Source organism: Chryseobacterium sp. MYb264 (assembly GCF_035974275.1).
In the GTDB taxonomy this organism is placed as follows: Bacteria; Bacteroidota; Bacteroidia; order Flavobacteriales; family Weeksellaceae; genus Chryseobacterium.
The window spans coordinates 3643697-3665532 of sequence record NZ_CP142422.1 but is presented as its reverse complement, the minus strand read 5'-3'; the positions used below and the strand labels follow the sequence as shown (position 1 = coordinate 3665532).

The window sequence follows — 21836 nt, the reverse complement described above, 5'->3', positions numbered from 1 at the left end:
TTTTTAAATTATCTTTTAGTAATGTTTTTAGTAAATGTCCTTCCGTCTTTTAGCGTAAATTTCAATACATATATACCCCAAGGATAACCCGTCATATTGATCTGCAATTTCTTATTCAAACTTGGAATATTTTGTTGTTGAAATTTCCAGTGTAAGGTATTGTGTTGATAAAGCGAAACAGATTCTATGATATGATCGAGATCTTCAGACCAGTCTATGGTCAGTACATCATTTACAGGAATCGGATATAAGCGAATTTGCTTCCAGAATTCTTTTTCATCGATTGTTTGAGGTTGAGCTGAAGATTTTAGATGAGATACCATCTTCCTGTCATCTATAGCTTGTTTAGTATTAGAATCTATACCTCGATACCGTTGGTTACCTGCCTCATCATATTTAAAATATACATGGGTCTGTGAAAATCCCAAGAACACCACAGACAAGGACATTAGCGAAAATAATTTTTTCCTCATTATTACTAGATTTAAATTTGTTTTTCCACAACAATTTAAACTAAATAACAAATTAAAACCACAAATAAATGCTTTTTATTTAATATTTTGAATTTTTAAAAGCAGAAATTATTGATCAATTTAAAATTTATAGAAAAAAACAAGAAACACATTTTTTTTCGTAAAAAAAGGTCTAAAAAAATAGCATAAATAGAAATTTATCCCTAAAATTTCAAAAAATCGTCATTTTAGAAATTTTAGCTTCACCAAATAACGTAGGAAGGATATCATTTTTCAATATTTTAATATCAATTCGATGTCAAAACCCGATTAAGCGATTTCAAAAAAAGAAAGGTCGGAGAGTTTTCTCCGACCTTTTCTATTTTAAGCCTTATACGCTCTTAAAGAATTTAATGGCTTCCTGAATATTTTTATCCATGAGTAAATTTTCAAAATTATCCCCTTTTGTAACCGCTATATCGGGAACAATTTTTTCATAAAAAATACCGTTTCGATCTGTATCGTAGCCCACAGTCAAAGCCATATCAAAATTAAAAGGCAGTTTTGTAAGGATATTACTTGTAGTATATCCTAAAGTAGTTTCCCCGATCATGATGGTATGAGGTCTCCCTTTGAAAGCCAATGCGGTTACCTCTCCGGAACTCGCGGTAAGCAAGCCTGTAATTACCGCCACTTTTGTCTGGTCCAGTAATTCCCCTTTAGGTATGATCTCAGAGTTTTTTTTCCCATTATAGATATAAGCTCCTTTGCTGAGTTTTATTTTATCCCCTGCTTTTCTGTCGGAGTCAAGCGTACCCCAAACCTCATGATCTCCTAAAAAATCATATAAGGCCAAGAGCATAGGCTCAGAATTTCCGCCTGTATTGAATCGCAAATCAACAATCCACCCTTTCAGCTTATTATTAATTTTTGTTTCCGCAATCTGATCATACAGCGGCTGCGCTATTTTACGGATCTTATCAGAAGTCTGGTCAAGGGATGAAATAGATGGCATCAGAATATATCCATACTCACCGTCAATTACCTTAACTTCAAAGCCGGGTTTGGTATTAAACTTACTGATAAACTGCTCACTCATTTTGTCTTTCGAAGGTATATCAGATTTTAAGGCATATCTATTCTCTCCTTTCATAATAATGCAATGAGTGGCATTAATTTTACCAAAGAGTACTTTTATCTCCTCTAAAGAGCTCATGAAATGATCATATTCTTTCAAATGCTCATTGGTTTCCGATTCCACCAATTTCCAGTCCACAGACTTTCGGTCTACATACGATTTTTTAAGGTCAGAAAATAACTGACGATAAAATATCTGAATACTGTCTTTTGATGTTTTGGCCCTTTGAGCCTTGATACTAACGGATAATCCGATAACTGAAAAGACAATTGCTATTCGTTTTAAAATCATAGAATACTGTTTTTGAGGATTAAACCGGTAAACTTACCTGATCTGCAAAATATTGCTCCAGATCCTTCAATGTTTCCGGATTCGTCTGAATATCCTTTACCTGCTTCCCTTTATTTACCACTACGATCCGGTTGCAGACTTCTGTCGTATGCGAAAGGTCGTGACTGGAAATAAGGAAGGTTACTCCATCCTGCTTTGATAATTCTTTAATTAAATTCTTCAATTTAATTTGTGTTGAAGGGTCAAGGTTCGCAAAAGGTTCATCCAGAATAATAATTTCAGGGCTACCGATAATGGCACCCACAATACCCACTTTTTTCTGATTTCCTTTTGAGAGATCACGGATATATTTCCCTGAGTTTAAAATTTCCCCATTGAAAAGATCATGAAACTGTTTTAAGAAATCATCTACAGAAGCTTTGTTCTGGCCTCTCAGTTCGCCGATAAAATAAAAATATTCTTCAGGCGTAAGATAGCCAATCAAAAAAGTATCGTCCACGAACGCCGAAACTTTGCTTTTCCAGGCTTCTGATTCATTGACTTTAATTCCATCCACACTCACAAAACCTGTTGTTGGTTGGATAAGATCAAGCATCAGACTGAAAAGTGTTGTTTTTCCGGCTCCGTTATTTCCTACCAATCCGAAGGTTTCTCCTTTAGGGATTTCGAGATTTTCTATATTTAAAACGGTAGCATTTCCGTATGTTTTAGATAAATTTTGTATTGTGATCATGAGTTTAAGCTTTATTTTTAAATGCGTCTATGGTGCTGTATTTCTCCACTTTATAGTGTCTTACAATGATATCGAAGATCTTTTCTCTCAGTAAAAATCCTATTAAGCCTACAACAGCAATACTTACAACACCTGCGGTGATTCCGAAGAAATATTTTGCACCTGCAAAAACAGCCATCGGTAAAAGCATTTTAGGAATCAACAGAATCAGAGATTTTATATTGAAACTATTTTTTTGCCCGAATCTTTTCTCCTTGGAATTAAGATCGATCTGCATTTTGTTATAAGCACCGGACCATAGGGTAAACTGTGAATTAACACCGATATTGTAAATTCCCGCCGCCAAAAATGTAATATAAATTTCCCATCCGAAGTAGGCATAACATAGCGCAAGCACGATAGAAACAGCCGTTACAATATTCATCAGCCACCATTTTGCCTTAATATATTCTTTATAAGGGACATTCAATGTCATCATCAAAGGATAATAAGAACTGTCGAAGGCAGGAACCCTCTGCCCAAATAAAAACTGGAAACCACCCGTTACGAAAAGTCCCATAAACATCATCATGGCCGGAGTTTTATAAATGGGAGACGAGAACATCAGCATTCCGTAAAACAGGAAAAAGAAACTTCCGATCAGAATACCTTTGGTGACTTTGTTACGTCTCAGCATTTTAATATCGTTGTTGATAAACGTCCCGATAACGCCGTATTTATTCAGAAAAGCGATATTTTCCGTTTTACCGACTTCTTTTTTTGCTTCAAGCCCCTGATCAAGATAAAATTCTTGAAAAATTGAATTAAAAGATATTTTCCACAGTCCTGAAAAAAGCAAAATGGGAATCACAATAAAATAAGGTCTTTCGTAAAAATTATAGAAAAATATTTCAGCATAAGAGAGCACCGGAAAGATATTATAATATCCCAGTGCGGCGATTCCTGCAATCAGAATTCCGATTCCTATAGCTATCTTTTCTTTCTCATTTAAAAGGATATTGATGAAATTATTCAGGTAAAAGAATAAAGAAACACCAACAAGCCAGGCTAACATTCCTACAATGCTGAAGCCATTCCACAAGGCAATGACTGAAAATGTGATGAAGAACAGTGAATTCAGCCAGCTGAAAGGAGATAGAAAGGTTTTAATCAACATGTAATTGACCAATGTTTTCTTCGAAATATTCATGGTCAGAAAAGGCTTGATATTCTGCGTTGGCAGCTGCTGCATCATATATTTGAAAATGAGATCGACGAGCCAGACAATTATTAAAAACCGGGAAACGATTTTTACGGGATCGGCGCTCATTTCCTTATGAACATAATAATAAGCCCCAAACGCCCCTCCCACAAGACATGCCATAAAATAGAGAATCCCAAGTAATCTGAAGATCTTCATGGCAAGATTCATCCCGACGGAGGATCCACGAAAAAAACTTTTGATCTCTAACCGTAAAAATTTTATAAACATAGTTGAGTTTTTAGGTATTAGTTACGATTTTGTGAAATATGTTACAGTTTTTTAGGATCAGTTTTAAAATTTGGGGAGAAATTATTTAGATGTATTTTTTGACTCGAATGCGCGAATATTTTATTTCCCACAGATCGCAGATCTTCCACAGATGATATCGTTGATTTTCTTTGCTTATCTTTTCCGGTCTTTTATAGGTAGAACGGTTTGGTGAGACTTAAAACGGGAATTGTCAAAAAAATTGGGGGTGGCTTCGTGTTCAATATGTAGAGTGTAAGGAAAAGAATCTGCATCATTTGCAAAATCTGCGAGAGCAAAAAATTTCATCTTATAGTATCTAAACTTTTGCCTAGTCCTCAACTTTTGTACTTAATCCGTTTTTTAGTAAAAATATAGCCTTTTAAACAAAAAAAGACTCCTTAATTAGAAGTCTTCATATATTTTTGAAATTATTTTTTTTATTTTAACCGATAAGCTCTTTTGCCTGTGCCAAAGCAGCCTCGGTAATTTTGCTTCCTGAAAGCAACTGTGCAATCTCATTGAGTTTCTCAGCATCGCTTAAAGGAACAATATTAGATTGCGTTTTTCCGGCGATATCCTGCTTCACCACTTTGTAGTTATTATTTCCTTTGGCTGCAACCTGCGCGAGGTGAGAAATAACGATCAACTGCATATCTTTAGACATTTCACGCATTAGATTTCCGATTTCTTCAGCCACTTTTCCGGAAACACCGGTATCAATTTCATCCAAAATTAAAGTGGGAAGATCATCACTTTCTGCAATAATTTTTTTCACAGCCAACATAACTCTGGATCTTTCACCTCCTGAAATTGCCGTCTGAATCGGTTTTAGAGGGAAGCCAGAATTCGCCTGAAACAGCAGCTGGATATTTTCTCTTCCGAATTGATTGAATTCTGCAGCATCTTGCAGCTCTATATCAACTTTGGCTTTTTCAAGACCTAACTGCTTCAGCAGCTTTTCTGCTTTAGCAATAAATACAGGAACGCTTTTATTTCTGTTTTTAGCCAGCTTGTCCGCTAAAACCTGTAAAGATTTTTCTTTTTTAATAATATTCTCCTGAATTTCTATAATATATTCCTCCAATTCGGAAGCCCCTTTCTGTTCACCCGATAATTGATCTCTGAGCTCTTTTAATTCATTGATATCAGAAACATTATGTTTAATGAATAAGCTATTGATTTTATTATTAAGTTCAGTTAAAATCAAAAGGTTGGCGGGATTAATCTCTATTTTTTCAGATTCATTTTCAAGCTCGGAAATAATATCTTTTAATTCAACAAAAGACTGTTCCAGCCTTTCGTCAAGCTCTGCAAAACCACTGGACACTTCCGCGATCTTCGAAATTTTGCTTTTGGCTTCATTAAAAAATGACAGGATCCCGATTTCTTCCTGATGAAATCTCGATAATACCTGGCTCAGATTTTCCGAGATCATCTCAGCATTTTCCTGAACAGATAACTGGTTCTGAAGATCCTCAAAATCGACATCATCCAGATTCAGTTCCGTTAATTCATTCAGCAAAAACTGCTTGTAATCACTCTCTTTATTATTTTCAGCCAGCTGAGTCTGGAGTTTTTTAAGCTGACTTTTTAAACTTTGGAATTCTGAAAATTCAAACTGATACTCATCGATCAGTTTTTTGTTTTCCGAAAGCCCGTCGATTATTTTAAACTGATATTCAGAGGTAAAAAGATTAGAGGTTTCAAACTGAGAATGAATGTCGATCAGCTGAGAAGAAAGCTCTTTTAAAATATCCAGCGTTACCGGAACGTCATTGATGAACGCTCTTGATTTTCCAGAAGGTAAAATTTCCCTGCGGATAATGGTCTGATGCTCGTAATCGAGATCATTTTCGATAAAGAACTTTTTGAACTGATTATTTAAAGCAAATTCCGTTTCCACTACGCTTTTATCTTCCGATTTTGCAATGGATTTTACATCTGCTCTTTCTCCTAAAATCAGTCTCAGTGCTCCCAGAATAATAGATTTACCAGCTCCCGTTTCACCGGTGATTACCTGTAAACCGTTTTTCAATGATACTTCAAGCGTATCAATTAATGCAAAATTTTTAATATAAATTCTTGACAGCATCGATTAAGCTAATTACTTTAGATATTGCAAATATAGAACTTTAGAACGGGAAAAAATTATTTCCACTTGCTCCATCTGGCATCCGTATTCTTAGGTGAGAACATCATCATCAACTGTTTAAGATCCGCAATATTAATGCCTCCGTTATTCGTTGAGTTGAAAACGTTGAAGATCTCATCTGCCTTATTTGTAATGAAAAGATCGAAAAAATAATTCTGTGTAAATGAGTTCTCGTACATTTTCAGCTGCATCAAGGCATCGAAAATCACTTTTTTAGCCTGAGTCTGATCCTGATTGAATAAATTATCCATTCCGGCTCTGTGATATGAATAAAATGAAGAACGAAGCTGTGCCATATTAGGGTTAAGAATCTCTCTTATCAATTGGGAACGGTTTCTTGGTTCATTTACCTGCTTCCATCCATCATAATTATTCTGAGATTCTCCATTTTGGGCAATCTGTTGAGCTTTTTGAAACCACTGTGTTCCTCCCATCGACTGGAAACTGTCTGCGTCGTATCCTAAGATCAGATATACATAAAAACTCACCACATCGATCAGGTTTTTACCTGAAAACTGTCTCTCATTAAAGATAAGATTTTCATTTTCAACATATTCAAAAGAGAATCGTTGATCCTGAAGATTGATTAAAGGAGATTCATAATTGGTATTGAAAACCGGACGAACTGCCTGAACCACTATACTGGCTTTGAATCTGTTTCCGTCTCTTTCCGCAATAACAATTGCAAAATTCGACTTGATCTTCTCAAAATTCTGAAGCCTTTTTCCTGTCCAGCTTGTATTATTAATGAAATCACGCAGACTTTTCTCCAACGCTTTAAATGCCTGGGTATTACTCCCCTGCACCTGTTGAGAATTCACCTGAACGGTAGCCAGTAATTCCTGAGAGAAACCTGTCGTAAATATGAAAAGCAGTAAAAATAAACTTATAATTTTTTTCATTGTCGTACTAAAAATTGAAAACGGAAATTTATTAAAATTATTTTAAAAGTTGAGTTTCAACGAAATCCAGAATATCTTTTGCCACATCATCCTTTGATTTTAAATCAAATTCTTTTTTTTCTGTTTTGGTGAATATCTTTATTTTATTGGTATCGTTCTTGAAGCCCGCACCACTGTCCCGAAGGGAATTCAGAACAATCATATCCAGATTTTTCTTTACCAGCTTGCCTTTTGCATTTTCTTCTTCATTTTGGGTTTCCAGGGCAAAACCAACTAAAAACTGCTGTTTTTTCTTTTCGCCCATCGTCTTCAGAATGTCCGGATTTTTAATCAGTTCAATCGTCAGGCTTTCATCATTTTTTTTAATCTTCTCTTTTGCAACTTCCTTCGGAGCATAATCTGCAACAGCAGCGCTTCCTATTGCAATATCCACATCTTCATAAAATTCAAAAACTTTATCCAGCATTTCTTTGGCGGAAGTCACTTTATGTAAATCAATATTTTTATGATGAATCGTCTGCGAGCTAGGTCCTGAAACCAAAATTACTTTCGCTCCTCTTTTAGAGGCTTCTTCAGCTAAGGAAAACCCCATTTTACCGGATGAATGATTTCCTATAAATCTCACAGGATCAATGGCTTCATAAGTAGGTCCGGCAGTGATCAAAACTGTTTTTCCTTCAAGACTTTTATTTTCATTTGAATTAAAAAAATCTTCCACTGCTTTTGCAATGGTTTCAGGTTCAGCCATTCTTCCCTGGCCTACCAATCCGCTCGCCAGTTCTCCGCTTTCAGCAGGAATAATAAAATGTCCGAAATCTTCCGCTATTTCCAGATTTTGTTTTGTAGACGGATGTTGGTACATATCCAAATCCATTGCCGGAGCGATAAAAACAGGGCATTTTGCAGACATATAGGTCGCAATAACCAAGTTATCACACATCCCGTGAGTCATTTTAGCCAAAGTATTCGCTGTACATGGAGCCATAAGAATTACATCTGCCCAGAGCGCCATTTCCACGTGGCTGTTCCACGTTCCGTTATCACTGTAAAAATCAGAATACACCGGTTTTTTGGATAAAGTGGATAAGCTGAGCTTGGTAACGAAGTTTTCCGCATCAGGTGTCATAATAACCTGTACTTCCGCACCTTTTTTTATAAAATCTCTTATCAGAAAATGAATTTTATAGGCTGCAATACCTCCCGAAACAGCTATGAGAATCTTTTTCCCTGAAACGCTCATGTAGTTTTAATTTTAGAACACTAAATTACTTATTTTTTCTCAGAACGCAGCTTTATACAATGACAAAGGTCATAAAAGAAATAACTCCTTTATGACCCTCATCTATAAAAAACATATTGTATTTTATTTTCTTTCTTCAGTTTTTCTGAAGTAAACATCTTCATTTAACCACTCTTCAATTGCGATAGAAGTCGGCTTCGGAAGTTTTTCGTAGTGCTTGGAGATTTCGATCTGCTCTCTGTTTTCGAAAACTTCTTCTAATGTAGAATTGTGAACAGCAAATTCGTCCAGCTTATTATGAAGCTCCGTACGAATTTCAGCATTAATCTGCTCTGCTCTCTTTCCCATGATAACAATAGCCTCATAGATTGAACCTACTTTATCTTCAATCTTATCCTTATCGTAAGTAATCGTATTTACTTCTGCTTTTGTATCTTTTACACTCATTTTGAGAAATTTATTTTATTTTAAGATGGCAAATTTACGAATTATCTTTGAATTTTGAAAGTCGCTGCCGGCGGAGGGGTCTGAATCGCTGCACTATCCCTCTGGATCTGCATTGCTTTCTTCTGAGCATCGATCTGATTTTTCTCCTGATCAACAGATTTCTGCCTTGCCGCGAGCTCATCCGCTTCTTTTTTCTGTTTTGCCGTTAATGTTGCTATTCTTTCTTCCGTATTCTTTTTAACAATAACAAAATTGGCCTTTTCTCTCTCCAGTTTCTTTCTAAGATCCAGGGCTGTTTTCGCATATTCTGTATCCGGAAGGTCTTTTTCAACCTGTCTTGTAAATGCCAGAGCACTTTCGATACGTTCATCTTTCAAATCATAAACAGATTTCACAGCAAGCTGGTATCTGGAATCCATGATGTAACCATATATTTTCGGACGCAGCTTAGTACTTGGGAAATCGTTCAGTACATTTTCCAATGCGGCATTTGCAGCTTTATATTCACCCATTTTGAAATACTGTCTTGCATTTTCAAAAGCTTTAAATTCAAGCTTGTAAGACAATTCATCAATCATGGTATTGATATTCTTAGATCTTTCAGAATTCGGATATTCATTCAAAAAGCTTTGGAGCTCGTTGATAGCCAACTCTGTACTGGACTGGTCCAGATTATAATCCATTGAACCTTCATAATAACAAAGTGCCGATAAATAAGCGGCTTCTTCAGCTCTCGGATCTTTTGGAAAATTGATCGCAAAGTTTTTGAACTGATGACCTGCCAATTTATAATTTTTGTCATAATAATTGGCAGAAGCCGTATTATAAGCAACATTAGGGAAATCATCTGTTCCGGCAACAAGATTCGCAAGTCTGTCATACAGTGCCAAAGCATTTTTCCATTTCTTTTTAGCGAAGTTTTCGTTGGCTACTTTCAGGATGTAAGCTTTGTCAGCACTTTTCATTGCTTTGTCTTGCTGACTGATACATGATGACACCACAACTACAGCAAAAAGACCTAAAATATATTTTTTCATATAAAAAGTTCAACAGTTTTCGGATTTTATAACCGATCTATTAATTTGCAAAAATATAACTTTTTTGTCAATAGATTTTTTTTTATGAATATTTAACGTAATTTTAGTCTGCTGCGTATCCCAAAATAGCAAAAACACTCATTAAAAGATTCATTCTCACTTTTTTTTCTGCTTCTTTTGCGTAAGCTTCCTCATTTTTGCTCGGAACATACAATTCATAAAAATTTTTATTCCTGATCACAAATAAAGTAGAACCTATAATTGTTGTCAAGATGTCTTCCGGTCTTGGAGTATAGGTAAAAACCCCTGATGCTACACCCTTTTTGATGACATCATCCAGTTTTTTTACAAATAGCTGATAGAAATCCAACAGTTCATCCTTTAGGTTTTCGGTATGCCGAAGCTCCTGCGTCACAAAACCATGGAAATAATTATACTTAAATAACTGAGAAACGATATATTTAATAATTTCCTTCATCTGCATTTCCGGTTTCCCGTCTTTTATGGTGTCTGCAAATTCAGAAAAATTCTCTCTGGTCTTCAGCACGCGATACTGATAGAGATAGGACATCATTTTTTCCTTTGAACCAAAATAATAGGATATCATGGCAACATTAATATTGGCCTTTGAGCAAATATCTCTTACCGATGTTCCCTCATATCCCTTCTTAGCAATCAGCTCTTCAGCGATATCTAAAATGTGGATCTGTTTTTCTGTGAATTTTTTTCTCATACATATGGCATTCAGGTAAAGTTAAGAAATTTTTAAGAAATTTATAAACGTTCGTTTAAGAAATTTACGTTAAATCTAAATTAGTCGTATTTTTGGCTATGGATTTTTTTGATTTTCATCATCATAAAGAATATACCCGCAACGGAATCTATAATCTTGATATCAATACCGTTCCGCCGGACTTTTCTTATTCAATTGGCATCCACCCAAAAGACATTGATACTCAGAATATTGACAATCAATTAAATTGGTTAAACAACAATATCACCGAAAACTGTTTTGCCATTGGAGAATGCGGGTTGGATTCCTTTGCAGAAACAGATCAGGAAATTCAGGAAAGGATCTTTCTGAGACAGATACAGCTCGCCAACGAAATAAAGAAACCCATCATCATTCATTGTGTGAGGAAATTTTATGAAGTCATCTCTTTAAAAAAGTATTCGCGACAACCAATGATTATTCATGGTTTTAATAAAAAACAAAGCATTGCCGATGATTTGCTTAAGAATAATTTTTATCTGAGTTTTGGAAAAGCCGTTTTGTATAATTTATCTTTGCAAAATACTTTGAAAATGATTCCTTTAGACAGGATCTTTTTAGAAACCGATAATGAAGACTTCCCTATCGAAGAATTATATCTGAAGGTTTCAGAAATTAAGCAGATTTCTTTGGAAAATTTAAATAAACAAATTGCAGAAAATTTAGAGTTAATAAAAAATGGATAAATACTGGTTGGAGAGAACAGAGCTTCTTGTTAAAGAAGAAGGTCTGGAAAAATTGAACAAAGCAACTGTCCTGGTAGTAGGATTAGGAGGGGTCGGGTCTTTTGCCGCAGAATTTTTAGCAAGAGCCGGTGTTGGAAACATGACCATTGTAGATGGCGACACCGTAGATATCACCAACATCAACCGACAGCTCCCCGCTTTACGATCTACTGTAGGAAAACATAAGGTAGAGGTAGTTGCTGAAAGACTTTTGGATATTAATCCGGATCTTAATCTCACTAAAATCAATGAGTTTCTGAATCCTGAAAGGATGGATGAAGTTTTAGATTCCGACACATTCGATTACGTTTTGGATTGTATCGACAGCGTAACCCCAAAGCTCACTTTAATTATTGCAGCAAAAAGAAGAAGGATAAAAATCGTAAGCTCTATGGGTGCCGGCGGAAAGACAGATCCTAGCAAAGTTATGGTTAGAGATATCAGCAAAACCGAACATTGCCACCTTGCAAGACAGGTAAGAAAAAGACTTAAAAAAGTAAAGATCGACAAAGGCGTACGTTGTGTCTTCGCTAACGATATTCAGGATGAAGAAAGTTTAAAAATGACAGACGGAACCAATTATAAGAGATCTTTCTACGGAACCATCAGTTATATGCCAGCTATTTTCGGACTGTACACAGCTTCTGAAGTAATTACTTATTTATTAGAAAAAAAATAATATTTTTCTATTATATTTAAAGATGCTTCGACTTTGCTCAGCCTGACAATTCTAATACCAACTGTCTTATTTTAGCAGTAAAATTGTAGTGGTGTCATGCTGAGCGAACCCGAAGCATATCTATTAAAATCAAAAAAGAAGAAAATTTCCCCTATATTTACAGTCCGTAAATGACAAATTTCAAATATCCCAGAGCCGAAAAACTCAAAAAAAACACAGAGATCTCTTTGCTTTTCGAAAAAGGCAAATGGAAAACGAATGGGAATTTGAGAATTATTGTGCTAAAAGATAAGCCTTCAGCGCCTGTTGAAAGTACTAAATTTGCAGTTTCGGTTTCTAAAAAATATTTCAAAAAAGCGGTTCACCGAAATCGTATCAAAAGACTTTTGCGTGAATGTTATCGTTTAAACAAAGAAATTTTCAAAGAAGCTTTTGGTGAAAAAACAGCGGCGATGCTGTTTTGGGTTTCCCCGGAATTACCACAGAAATTTCAGGAGGTTGAAGTGCAGTTTATCAAACTTTGCCAGGCCCAACACCAGAAAAAAAATTAATCTTTGCCTTTGCCTAGCATTTTTTTCGTCAATTTAACCTGTCATTATTTCGAATTATATTGTTGGGTTTTGTAACTTTAGGGAAAACAATTAATCTGAAAATTAAAATGTTAGACCAAATTCCCTATTTACCTTATGTCATAAGTGCCTTTATTGGAATCGGATTGGCAGCAGCCACAGGATTTCGGGTATTCCTTCCCCTATTTGCCGTAAGTTTAGCTTCCTTTATGGGTTGGATTCCAATGAACGAACACTTTGAATGGCTTTCCGGACTTCCCACGCTAATAACCACAGGAATTGCAACCATCGTGGAAGTTTTAGCCTATTATATTCCTTTTGTAGATCATCTCTTGGACACCTTATCCATTCCACTGGCGACTATTGCGGGATCTGTACTTTTTGCCAGTCAGTTTGCAGATTTGGGAACTTTTCCTCAATGGGCGCTGGCGCTTATTGCCGGAGGAGGAACGGCAGCTACCGTCAGTTCAGGGTTTGCCGGAATCCGGGCCGCTTCCACCATGACTACGGGGGGACTGGGAAATTCAGTCGTAGGCACCACAGAAACTGCAGGAGCAGGGATTATGGCGGTTTTAGCAATGATTTTACCTATTTTAGCGGGTATTTGCGCTATTATTTTAGTAATCTTTATTTTAGTTTCGGGACGAAAATTTTGGAAAAAATTAAAAACAAGAAACACAGCCCGCAGCACTCCATAAAAAATCCCGATCTTAAAAACCGGGACTTCTGCTATTAACTTCTTGTTCTTATATCTTTTACTTCCTGAATTTTAGCTTCGAAATGCTTTTTTCTTTCCGGATGTTTTTTGATCAGTATTTCAAAAGCTTTAATGGCTTTGGTATATAATTTCTGTTCTGTATATAAATTGGCCAGTGTTTCTGTCATTAGGTGGGAAATATCTCCGGTTTTTTCTTTAACCACATAGGAGCTTTCATCTTTTAACTGACTGATTCTGGGATTATTTTCAATAAAGGACTCTATTGCTTTGGCTTTGGTCTGTGTTTTCTGCTTTTCTTCCTCCTCGGGTCTGTCAATCTTCAGCCAACTTTGCCAGGTATTGATAAATCCCGGAACATTACTGTCCAGAATATTGGGTAATTTCTTTTCTTCCGAAGCAGGTTTAATTTCCTCCGCCTCTTCTTCCTGAATTTCTTCCGTAACAGGCTCGGCTGGTTTCCAGCTGGATATATCAGAACCAAAGAAAGAAACATTCATTACGGGAGTTTCTTCATCTGAATCAGATGATTCCTTGTCTTCTACAGGCGCTTCCGGAGTATTTATTTCTTTTGATTTATCTTCAATCAAGTCAGAATCCTCCTCAGCGATCAGTAAAACTTCTTCTGTTTCCTCTTCCTCTCTAACCTCCTCAGCTTCTGGAGTCTCAACAATTACAGGTTCTGTTTTAGATACTTCATTTTGCTGATTTTTTGACAATAAAGAATCAGGAACGTGAGATTCAAAATTCATCGGTTTCCATGAAGATTTTACTTCTTCAACTTCTGAAGCCGCTTCATCATTTTCACTATTTGTTTCTTCAGTTTGTTCTGAAGGCAACGGCTCATTTCCTTCAATAGTTTCAACGATTTCAGCTACAGAATCTTCTTCTTTTACCTCTTCAGATTTAATCTCAAAATTTTGAGTTTCAGCAAAACTTATATCGTGGTTTACAACAGGCTCAGGTTCTTCTTTCGTTTCAGAAACTATTGATTTTGTTTCCTTCATTTTCTTTTCAACCTCTTCAATTAAACGACGCATTTCGTCTTCATGTTTATTGATATTCGGTTGAGCAACCTCCTCCTCTTGGATTGGCGCTTCAATACGTTCAGATTCAATTTTAACTTCGGGAAGAAAAGAATCCGTACCGTGAAAACTTAATTCGGACTCATCTTCAACAATCATTTCCTCAGCGAGGTCCGAGGTAATTTCTTCCTCATGAATAATCGTTTCGGAAGTAAATTGGGTATCTTTTTCCTCTGCTGAATGATGCTCTTCTTCAATAATTAATTCTTCTTCCGTGGTATTTAATTCAGAATCAGATTCAATATTTTCTTTTTCGGTTTCTTCCTGAGTTAGAGTTAGATTTACTTCCTCATCTTCAACTTCAGTATTTCCTAAAGCTTCTGTTTCAGGATGTAATGTTTTTGTTTCGTGGAAAGCTATATTTTCTTCCTCATTGACGGTTTCTTCCACCGCTTCTGAAGAAATATGATCATTATTAATGATAACTTCAGGCGTAAATTCAGCATTTTTGTCAGCAAGTGTTTCATTCATGAAATCTTCTTCGCCTTCAAATAAAATCCGGTTTCTTTCGCCGTTTACGTAAATATAATTTGAATCAATTTGAGAGGTCTGAGTTTCGCAAGATTCCTGATCTTCACTAATTTCAGGCTTTTCAGGTTCTGCGATTACCGCTTCCGGCTCAACAGGCATTGATAAGCTTTGATTGATATCCTCTTGATTAATCTCTATTTGCTGAACCTTATCTTCTCTTTTCAGAGGGAAATTACTGCTTTTATAAACATATTGGAAATTATTTTTTACATCTTCCTCTTTCGGTTTTTCAGCCTTTTCAACGACTTCAGGTTTTGGCTTTTCTTTCTGTTGAATTTTACCGTTAATTAACTGATACAAAATCTTTTTATCAGTAGTATAAGCCGCTGTCGTTGAAAGCTCTTTCCGGTAATTTTCTGTATCAAAAAGGTGAACCCCATACAAGTGCAGCGCCCTGATATTCTGAATATAGGGAAAAGAATTAATCTCTTCTTTCAAAAGACCAAGATCTTCCGACTGAATGTGTTTCGGGTTCTTTAATAATTCTAAAACTCTGGGATTCATCTTACCAATTGGCTACAATATCGTTAAATATTTTATTAATAATTCTGTCTGTCACAATTTTCACCTGAGATGCCTCAATATCCGATTGCGACAAACTACTGTTGAAAACGGCCTCGTCAGAATACGTTCTGTCAAAGCTGGAATCCGGATGGATTTTATTTTCATAATGCACCTTCACCGTGATCGTGAGCTTATTCTGTGATTCTTGAACAACACCTCCCACATTGTTACTCGTGGTAGTAGAACTGATGGTTGTTGGCGAAATAGAATAATCTGTAATTTCACCCTCAATCAGGATATCAGGATTTTCTTTGGTCCCTTTTAAAGTTGTTCTCTGTAAAAACCGGTTCTGAATATCGGTTGAAAACTGTTGTGCCAACGCCGGATTTACCAACGCCGCATTATTCGGAAATTCATTGATCTGTACCGTCTTTTCATCCGTTAAAGACGAACCTGTAAAACTGTAGCAAGACTGCAAAAATCCTAAACAGATAAACAAAAGCCCTATAAATATAGGCTGATTTATTTTAATTTGGCTTAATTTAATATTCATTTTTTAGTCCGATTTCTTTTATTTCGTCATGCTCAATCTGCTGCATTGCATCTTCAAAAGCAAAATAGTTGGCTGTATAATTAAAAGGTAATGTCAATAAAATACCTATTCCGCATGCTAAAATCCCCAATTGAGAAAGCATTCCTACAACAATTGCAAACCCCAGAATCGACCAGAAGTTCCCTTTTGTCATTATTTTAGACATATTCCAAGCTTTTTTAATGTCTTTTACTTCTCCTAATGAAATGAGAGCCGGAATATAAAATCCTCTGAAAATAACATAAAATAAAGCGATATAAAAAACAATCATACAAACCGCGGCCATCACTGAACCTACCGCAGAATCGTCACCGCCAATCCTTGTAAGAAGGGCAATAAAAAATAGTGGAATGAAAAGCAGAAGCATACCACCCAATATAATCAGCTGCAACATCAAATAAGGCATAAAATCATCAAAATTAAAAATTTCTCCGGGTCCTGATGTGGTTTGCCCTTTTCTGAGTTTCCGGCAATATTTATACAAATTACCCATCCCCAACAGCCCACAAAGCGGAATAAATGTCATGATCATACAAAAAATAACAGCGAGTAAGAGATTTCCGAAATTATTTTTCAGAAATTCAAATCCGTTGCTCAGGTATTGCCCAAATTTAAAATCGATTGGTTTCGCGTTCAGTTCCGTCATGTATGTGTTATTTTATTAATTTAGTCTTCCAGGTTATATTGTTTTATTTTCCTGTATAAAGTTCTCTGGGAAATTCCCAACTCGTCCGCGGCTTTGTTTCTTCTTCCTTTATGCTTTTCTAAAGCCTTAACGATCAAATCTTTTTCATTATTCTGAAGGGATAAAGATTCAGGTTTATTTTCCTCAATTTCAATATCTTCTATATCTTCATAACTTTCATCCTGTGATGCAATGATTGTTGAATTCTGCACAACAGGCGTATTATTTCCGTTTTCAAAATACAATAAAGAATTCTGGCTTACAGACTGTTGTGCTTCAGGGGTATAAATTCTGTTGATCAGATTTTTCTCCTGATTGCTTAAATCTCCTCCTCCGCGATTTTTTATTAATTCCGAAGTTAAGGATTTTAAATCATTTATATCGTTTCTCATGTCGAAGAGAATCTTATACATAATTTCTCTTTCGCTGCCAAAATCGTTTTGTTTTTGGGTATTGGGTGTATTAACCACCATGGGAAGATGCGTTTCCATGGGAATATATTCCGCCAGTTTTTCAACCGTTACATACCTGTCTCTTTCCACAACCGTCATTTGCTCCACCAGGTTTCTCAGCTGACGGACATTCCCGGGAAAAGAGTAATTCTCAACATAATGAACGGCACTTGGCTCCAGTTCCAACTCAGGCATTCTGTATTTTTCTGCAAAATCGATTGCAAATTTTCTGAATAACAAATGAATGTCTCCCTTTCTTTCTCTAAGAGCCGGCATATCGATCTGAACGGTATTTAAACGATAATACAAGTCCTCACGGAATCTTCCGTCATGAATTGCCTTCATCATATTCACGTTGGTAGCCGCAACAATTCTCACATTGGTTTTCTGTACCTGAGAAGAACCTACTTTCATAAATTCACCGCTTTCCAACACCCTTAATAAACGAACCTGCGTCTGTAAAGGAAGTTCCCCCACCTCATCAAGAAATATCGTTCCGCCATCAGCTACTTCAAAATATCCTTTTCTCGTCGTTGTTGCTCCGGTAAAAGCTCCTTTTTCGTGTCCGAACAATTCAGAATCGATCGTTCCCTCAGGAATTGCTCCACAGTTAACAACAATATACGGCTGGTGTTTTCTTTTTGATTCTGAATGAATGATTTTCGGGATAAATTCTTTCCCCACACCACTTTCTCCAATTACTAAAACGGAAATATCGGTGGGTGCTACCTGGATGGATTTTTCCAAAGCTCTGTTTAAAGCCGGAAAGTTCCCAATGATACCAAAGCGGTTTTTTATATTTTGTAGCTCGTTGCTCATAAGTAAATTTTAAGAATATTGATTTAAATTTAATCTACAACTCTTCAATCTGTTTTCTGTAGACTTTGTTGAAATGATGAGTGTAAGCATCCTTCATGATCTTTCCCTCATCGTACGTTCTTAAGGCTAACCTTTTTAAATCCAAATAATCCTTGTTTCTAATTTTAGAAACTTTACTTTTAAAATATATATTTTCAGCAAAGTCGAATTCTTTGCTTTGTTTTTCGAAATTTTCTAAGGCTTTATCATACCTTCCTAATTCAAAATAAGTTACTCCTAACTGATAATGATCAAAAAGACCTTTGAAATAATTTTTTGATGCTAAGAGATTTTCAATAAGGTGTACTGCCTTATCTTTTTCTCCCAAAGCACTATAAGACAGCGCTCTGATGATTTCAAGATTATAATCTCCGTTTAAAGATCTTCCCAGATCTTCGGGATAGTATTTCTTAAATTCTTCTAAATCAACGATTGCTCCTTTATAATCTCTTAGAAATTGAAATCTGCACCAACCTCTGTATCCTAAGTGCATTCTTGGATCTAAAGCAACTGCTTTATCAATCAGTAATTTCCAGGTAATAAAATCGCCGTTTTTCAGATAGGGAACTGCTTTTTCCATATAGGCATTGGAAAAAGTAGGACATAAGCCTATTGCTTTATCAAATGCTTCCTGAGACTCTCTTAAACCCTGTCTGTCTGAAGCCCAGTTGTATTGCTCACAAGCTTTTTTGCAGTCTTCACCCTCTATCGCATTGCAATTAACCTGTGCGATAGTATTGGTATAAACGATAAGTAATAAAAAGCTAAGGTAATACCTCTGAAACTTTTCCATTCTCAATTTTATAGGTTAAATATTGATAATAGCCTATTTTAACACCGCCTTTCATCTCTTTGGGAATCCACCCGTCAAGAGATTTTGTAAAGAGCAACAATTTATTCTCCAAATCCTGATCTAAATTTTTTTCTTTAAAATCAGAATCCATATGCTGCCCTCTGAATAATCCGGTCTTTCCATCACAATTTACAATAAATCTGACGGTAAAATAACCGTTAATATCTTTTTTAGAGAAAATATTTTCTCTCTTTAACTTTTCTTCAATGGCAATTTTTTCTCCTCTATAATTAAAGCCCTGATTTCCTTGATAATATTGAATCGGTACCAGCTTCTCTGGAATACACTTTTTAAAATCAGCATCATCCAATTCTGAATCAAATTCAATATTTCCTACTGTTGAAGGATATTTACTGACATTTTTCTCTGTCTGACATGACATCAAAACAAATGAAAAAAATATTAAAAAATAAATAACCTTCATCACTTTCTTTAATGATCTGCATTCAAAATATGTACAAAATCTTCCTTACTAGGCAATACCGTGAGATATTTGCTGGCAAAAATCTGCTCATTATCTTCCGGCAAAGTATATCGCACCAGTGCTTCACTTTTATCCTGGCATAGGATAATTCCTACTGTTTTATTTTCATCCACCAACTTCACTTCACGATCGTAGAAATTAACATACATCTGCATCTGCCCGATATCCTGATGTTTTAATTCACCAATTTTCAAATCAATTAATACAAAACATTTCAGAATTCTGTTATAAAAAACCAAATCGATCTTGAAATGCTTTTCATCAAACGTTATTCTGTTTTGTCTTGCCACAAAGGTAAAGCCCGTTCCTAATTCTAAAAGAAAATGCTCTAACTTATTAATTAATTCACTTTCTAAATCATTTTCAGAATAATTAGACCTTTCCGGCAGGCCAAGAAATTCCAAAATATAAGGATCTTTGATAAAGTCTTTTGGTTTTTCTATAATTTGTCCTTTTTCCGAAAGTTGAAGAATCTCTTCCTTATTTTTGCTTAAAGACAACCTTGCATAGAGCGCAGAGTCATATTGTCGCTGTAATTCTCTTAAGCTCCAGTTATTTTTAAAACTTTCAATTTCGTAAAATTTTCTTTCATGCTCATCTTTTATACGCATCAGCTTTAAATAATGTGACCATGAAAGATTAAAACTAACAGGATCAACGTGTTGAACTGAGCTATTTTGAGAATTCGTCAACAGTGTTGACGAAATCTGGTGAGAATAAGTTCTATAGAAAAACCTCATTCTGTCAAGATTTTCAACTGAAAACCCTTTACCAAATCTTCCCGTAAGGTGTAAGGACAGATCTTTTAGAATTGATTTCCCATATTCCGCACGGTTTTCACCGTTCTGTTCATCTTCTACAATCATTCTTCCAATCTCATAATAAGTGAGAACCATGGTATGACTTATCACAGCAACTACATTCTTTCTGGCATTATCCAATAATGCAGAAATATTCTGTATGAGTTGTTGTGACTGTAGGTTACTCATTATCTAAGGATCAAAAACTTTAATTCTCCACTTCTCGTCCTAAAAGCGTGCCTTGCGTGTTATCATAAACAAAAACGTTCACAATGTCACCAATTTTCTGTCCTTCTGCCATATCGAAAACACAAACTGCATTCTGAGAGTTTCTGCCTTTCCACTGATTTTTATTCTTTTTGGAAGTTCCTTCAATTAAAATCTGGTGAACTCTTCCTACATAACCAGCCATTCTTTTTCTTGACAATTCGCCCTGTAAAGCGATAACTTCAGCCAGACGTCTTTGTTTTACGTCTGCCGGAATATTGTCTTCCATTTTCTTGTGAGCAGGCGTTCCCGGTCTTTCTGAATAGGCGAACATATAACCGTAGTCATATTCCACTTCTTTCATCAAACTTAAAGTATCCTGATGATCTTGTTCCGACTCATTGCAAAAACCAATGATCATATCTTGTGAAAAAGAAATATCCGGAACAATTTCTTTAGCTTTTTTAATTAAATCTAAATATTCCTCACGCGTATGTTGTCTGTTCATGGCTTCAAGCATATTATTGCTTCCGCTCTGAACCGGTAAATGAACGTATTTACAAATATTTTCGTGCTTTGCCATCATCTTGAAAACATCAAGACTCATATCCTGAGGATTCGACGTTGAGAATCTGATTCTCATTTCCGGAACGGCCTTAGCCACCAAATCAAGCAAGTGAGCAAAATTAACAGCAGTAGCTTTTTGCATTTCAGAAGCTTTGGCGAAATCTTTCTTCGGTCCGCCACCATACCAAAGGTAAGAATCTACGTTTTGACCCAACAATGTAATTTCTTTATAACCACTGTTCCAAAGATCTTTACATTCATCCAAAATAGAATGTGGGTCTCGGCTTCTTTCTCTACCTCTCGTAAACGGAACCACACAGAACGTACACATATTATCGCAACCTCTGGTAATAGTAACATACGCTGTTACCCCATTTCCGCCTAAACGAACCGGGTTAATGTCTGCATAAGTCTCTTCTTTGGAAAGAATTACATTAATTGCATCTCTTCCGTCTTCAGTTTCTTTCAAAAGGTTTGGTAAATCTCTGTAAGCATCGGGACCAACTACAAGGTCGACCAATTGCTCTTCCTCTAAAAATTTAGTTTTAAGCCTCTCTGCCATACACCCAAGAACACCCACCGTCATATTCGGTTTTTCTTTCTTCAGATTTTTAAACTGAGAAAGACGCATTCTTACGGTCTGCTCCGCTTTTTCACGGATTGAACAGGTATTTAAAAGAATAAGATCTGCTTCTTCAACCTTCATTGTTGTGTTGTATCCCTGTTCATTAAGGATAGAAGCAACGATTTCGGAATCTGAGAAATTCATTTGACAACCATAGCTTTCCAAAAATAATTTTTTAGAATTTTCAGGTCTCTCTGCAATTGCAAAAGCCTCTCCCTGCTTGGTTTCGTCTATATATTTTTCTTGCAC

22 protein-coding genes are annotated in these 21836 nt (G+C 35.8%); 4 read left to right on the top strand and 18 right to left on the bottom strand.

Going from position 1 to position 21836, the window contains the following annotated elements; all coding sequences use genetic code 11:
• Window positions 1-8 precede the first annotated feature (8 nt).
• The 10 genes from VUJ46_RS15895 to VUJ46_RS15850 all read right to left on the bottom strand — a co-directional run bounded on the left by VUJ46_RS15895 (window position 9) and on the right by VUJ46_RS15850 (window position 10617).
• A complete protein-coding gene (locus VUJ46_RS15895; protein ID WP_326981702.1) occupies window positions 9-323 on the bottom strand; it encodes a T9SS type A sorting domain-containing protein in 315 nt (104 codons plus the stop codon).
• 520 nt (window positions 324-843) lie between these two features.
• On the bottom strand, window positions 844-1881 hold the full coding sequence (locus VUJ46_RS15890) for a S41 family peptidase (protein ID WP_326981701.1): 1038 nt from the start codon (window positions 1879-1881) through the stop codon (window positions 844-846).
• 19 nt (window positions 1882-1900) lie between these two features.
• On the bottom strand, window positions 1901-2614 hold the full coding sequence (locus tag VUJ46_RS15885; RefSeq protein ID WP_326981700.1) for an ABC transporter ATP-binding protein: 714 nt from the start codon (window positions 2612-2614) through the stop codon (window positions 1901-1903).
• Between the two features lie 4 nt (window positions 2615-2618).
• Complete coding sequence (locus VUJ46_RS15880) at window positions 2619-4085, bottom strand: DUF5687 family protein (protein ID WP_326981699.1); 1467 nt, start codon at window positions 4083-4085, stop codon at window positions 2619-2621.
• Window positions 4086-4548: 463 nt separating this feature from the next.
• Entirely contained in the window at window positions 4549-6198 is a 1650-nt protein-coding gene (locus tag VUJ46_RS15875; protein WP_326981698.1) for a DNA repair protein RecN, read from the bottom strand.
• 56 nt (window positions 6199-6254) lie between these two features.
• Complete coding sequence (porD, locus tag VUJ46_RS15870; RefSeq protein ID WP_326981697.1) at window positions 6255-7160, bottom strand: type IX secretion system protein PorD; 906 nt, start codon at window positions 7158-7160, stop codon at window positions 6255-6257.
• A gap of 37 nt (window positions 7161-7197) precedes the next feature.
• Entirely contained in the window at window positions 7198-8400 is a 1203-nt protein-coding gene (coaBC, locus tag VUJ46_RS15865) for a bifunctional phosphopantothenoylcysteine decarboxylase/phosphopantothenate--cysteine ligase CoaBC (RefSeq protein WP_326981696.1), read from the bottom strand.
• A 123-nt stretch (window positions 8401-8523) separates the two neighbouring features.
• Window positions 8524-8847 (bottom strand): DNA-directed RNA polymerase subunit omega, encoded by a 324-nt coding sequence (locus VUJ46_RS15860; protein WP_034681463.1) that lies wholly within the window; start codon window positions 8845-8847, stop codon window positions 8524-8526.
• A 41-nt stretch (window positions 8848-8888) separates the two neighbouring features.
• Window positions 8889-9884, bottom strand: a complete 996-nt coding sequence (locus VUJ46_RS15855; RefSeq protein ID WP_326981695.1) for an outer membrane protein assembly factor BamD — start codon at window positions 9882-9884, stop codon at window positions 8889-8891.
• Between the two features lie 103 nt (window positions 9885-9987).
• Window positions 9988-10617, bottom strand: a complete 630-nt coding sequence (locus VUJ46_RS15850) for a TetR/AcrR family transcriptional regulator (protein WP_326981694.1) — start codon at window positions 10615-10617, stop codon at window positions 9988-9990.
• Window positions 10618-10715: 98 nt separating this feature from the next.
• Here VUJ46_RS15850 and VUJ46_RS15845 point away from each other — a divergent pair, with 98 nt between their 5' ends.
• The 4 genes from VUJ46_RS15845 to VUJ46_RS15830 all read left to right on the top strand — a co-directional run bounded on the left by VUJ46_RS15845 (window position 10716) and on the right by VUJ46_RS15830 (window position 13327).
• Window positions 10716-11342 (top strand): TatD family hydrolase, encoded by a 627-nt coding sequence (locus VUJ46_RS15845; protein ID WP_326981693.1) that lies wholly within the window; start codon window positions 10716-10718, stop codon window positions 11340-11342.
• Window positions 11335-12060, top strand: a complete 726-nt coding sequence (locus VUJ46_RS15840; protein ID WP_326981692.1) for a tRNA threonylcarbamoyladenosine dehydratase — start codon at window positions 11335-11337, stop codon at window positions 12058-12060. Before VUJ46_RS15845 ends, VUJ46_RS15840 begins: the two co-directional genes overlap by 8 nt.
• Window positions 12061-12230: 170 nt before the next feature.
• Window positions 12231-12611: a ribonuclease P protein component gene (rnpA, locus tag VUJ46_RS15835; protein WP_326981691.1), complete on the top strand. Its 381-nt coding sequence runs from the start codon at window positions 12231-12233 to the stop codon at window positions 12609-12611.
• A gap of 107 nt (window positions 12612-12718) precedes the next feature.
• A complete protein-coding gene (locus VUJ46_RS15830) occupies window positions 12719-13327 on the top strand; it encodes a DUF4126 domain-containing protein (RefSeq protein ID WP_326981690.1) in 609 nt (202 codons plus the stop codon).
• 34 nt (window positions 13328-13361) lie between these two features.
• On the opposite strand, the gene VUJ46_RS15825 is transcribed toward VUJ46_RS15830, so the two are convergent.
• Genes VUJ46_RS15825 through miaB form a run of 8 tightly spaced genes read right to left on the bottom strand, consistent with a single transcriptional unit; the run spans window position 13362 to window position 21836 of the window.
• On the bottom strand, window positions 13362-15464 hold the full coding sequence (locus VUJ46_RS15825; protein ID WP_326981689.1) for a tetratricopeptide repeat protein: 2103 nt from the start codon (window positions 15462-15464) through the stop codon (window positions 13362-13364).
• Between the two features lies 1 nt (window position 15465).
• Complete coding sequence (gene lptE, locus VUJ46_RS15820) at window positions 15466-16017, bottom strand: LPS assembly lipoprotein LptE (protein ID WP_326981688.1); 552 nt, start codon at window positions 16015-16017, stop codon at window positions 15466-15468.
• Entirely contained in the window at window positions 16007-16702 is a 696-nt protein-coding gene (locus VUJ46_RS15815; protein WP_326981687.1) for a hypothetical protein, read from the bottom strand. The genes lptE and VUJ46_RS15815 overlap by 11 nt, the downstream gene beginning before the upstream one ends.
• Window positions 16703-16722: 20 nt before the next feature.
• Complete coding sequence (locus VUJ46_RS15810; protein ID WP_326981686.1) at window positions 16723-18012, bottom strand: sigma-54 interaction domain-containing protein; 1290 nt, start codon at window positions 18010-18012, stop codon at window positions 16723-16725.
• Window positions 18013-18046: 34 nt separating this feature from the next.
• Window positions 18047-18844, bottom strand: coding sequence for a tetratricopeptide repeat protein (locus VUJ46_RS15805; RefSeq protein ID WP_326981685.1), 798 nt, complete (start codon window positions 18842-18844; stop codon window positions 18047-18049).
• Window positions 18816-19286 carry a hypothetical protein gene (locus VUJ46_RS15800; protein WP_326981684.1) on the bottom strand — a complete coding sequence of 157 codons (471 nt, stop codon included), beginning with the start codon at window positions 19284-19286 and terminating at the stop codon, window positions 18816-18818. The genes VUJ46_RS15805 and VUJ46_RS15800 overlap by 29 nt, the downstream gene beginning before the upstream one ends.
• A gap of 50 nt (window positions 19287-19336) precedes the next feature.
• Window positions 19337-20377 carry a PDDEXK nuclease domain-containing protein gene (locus VUJ46_RS15795; protein WP_326981683.1) on the bottom strand — a complete coding sequence of 347 codons (1041 nt, stop codon included), beginning with the start codon at window positions 20375-20377 and terminating at the stop codon, window positions 19337-19339.
• A gap of 19 nt (window positions 20378-20396) precedes the next feature.
• Window positions 20397-21836, bottom strand: coding sequence for a tRNA (N6-isopentenyl adenosine(37)-C2)-methylthiotransferase MiaB (gene miaB / locus VUJ46_RS15790; RefSeq protein ID WP_326981682.1), 1440 nt, complete (start codon window positions 21834-21836; stop codon window positions 20397-20399).

Bases quoted from the DNA above. Each gene is read 5' to 3' on its own strand.
- VUJ46_RS15895 (WP_326981702.1), bottom strand. From the start codon at position 323: ATGGTATCTCATCTAAAATCTTCAGCTCAACCTCAAACAATCGATGAA.
- VUJ46_RS15890 (WP_326981701.1), bottom strand. From the start codon at position 1,881: ATGATTTTAAAACGAATAGCAATTGTCTTTTCAGTTATCGGATTATCC.
- VUJ46_RS15885 (WP_326981700.1), bottom strand. From the start codon at position 2,614: ATGATCACAATACAAAATTTATCTAAAACATACGGAAATGCTACCGTT.
- VUJ46_RS15880 (WP_326981699.1), bottom strand. From the start codon at position 4,085: ATGTTTATAAAATTTTTACGGTTAGAGATCAAAAGTTTTTTTCGTGGA.
- VUJ46_RS15875 (WP_326981698.1), bottom strand. From the start codon at position 6,198: ATGCTGTCAAGAATTTATATTAAAAATTTTGCATTAATTGATACGCTT.
- porD (WP_326981697.1), bottom strand. From the start codon at position 7,160: ATGAAAAAAATTATAAGTTTATTTTTACTGCTTTTCATATTTACGACA.
- coaBC (WP_326981696.1), bottom strand. From the start codon at position 8,400: ATGAGCGTTTCAGGGAAAAAGATTCTCATAGCTGTTTCGGGAGGTATT.
- VUJ46_RS15860 (WP_034681463.1), bottom strand. From the start codon at position 8,847: ATGAGTGTAAAAGATACAAAAGCAGAAGTAAATACGATTACTTACGAT.
- VUJ46_RS15855 (WP_326981695.1), bottom strand. From the start codon at position 9,884: ATGAAAAAATATATTTTAGGTCTTTTTGCTGTAGTTGTGGTGTCATCA.
- VUJ46_RS15850 (WP_326981694.1), bottom strand. From the start codon at position 10,617: ATGAGAAAAAAATTCACAGAAAAACAGATCCACATTTTAGATATCGCT.
- VUJ46_RS15845 (WP_326981693.1), top strand. From the start codon at position 10,716: ATGGATTTTTTTGATTTTCATCATCATAAAGAATATACCCGCAACGGA.
- VUJ46_RS15840 (WP_326981692.1), top strand. From the start codon at position 11,335: ATGGATAAATACTGGTTGGAGAGAACAGAGCTTCTTGTTAAAGAAGAA.
- rnpA (WP_326981691.1), top strand. From the start codon at position 12,231: ATGACAAATTTCAAATATCCCAGAGCCGAAAAACTCAAAAAAAACACA.
- VUJ46_RS15830 (WP_326981690.1), top strand. From the start codon at position 12,719: ATGTTAGACCAAATTCCCTATTTACCTTATGTCATAAGTGCCTTTATT.
- VUJ46_RS15825 (WP_326981689.1), bottom strand. From the start codon at position 15,464: ATGAATCCCAGAGTTTTAGAATTATTAAAGAACCCGAAACACATTCAG.
- lptE (WP_326981688.1), bottom strand. From the start codon at position 16,017: ATGAATATTAAATTAAGCCAAATTAAAATAAATCAGCCTATATTTATA.
- VUJ46_RS15815 (WP_326981687.1), bottom strand. From the start codon at position 16,702: ATGACGGAACTGAACGCGAAACCAATCGATTTTAAATTTGGGCAATAC.
- VUJ46_RS15810 (WP_326981686.1), bottom strand. From the start codon at position 18,012: ATGAGCAACGAGCTACAAAATATAAAAAACCGCTTTGGTATCATTGGG.
- VUJ46_RS15805 (WP_326981685.1), bottom strand. From the start codon at position 18,844: ATGGAAAAGTTTCAGAGGTATTACCTTAGCTTTTTATTACTTATCGTT.
- VUJ46_RS15800 (WP_326981684.1), bottom strand. From the start codon at position 19,286: ATGTCATGTCAGACAGAGAAAAATGTCAGTAAATATCCTTCAACAGTA.
- VUJ46_RS15795 (WP_326981683.1), bottom strand. From the start codon at position 20,377: ATGAGTAACCTACAGTCACAACAACTCATACAGAATATTTCTGCATTA.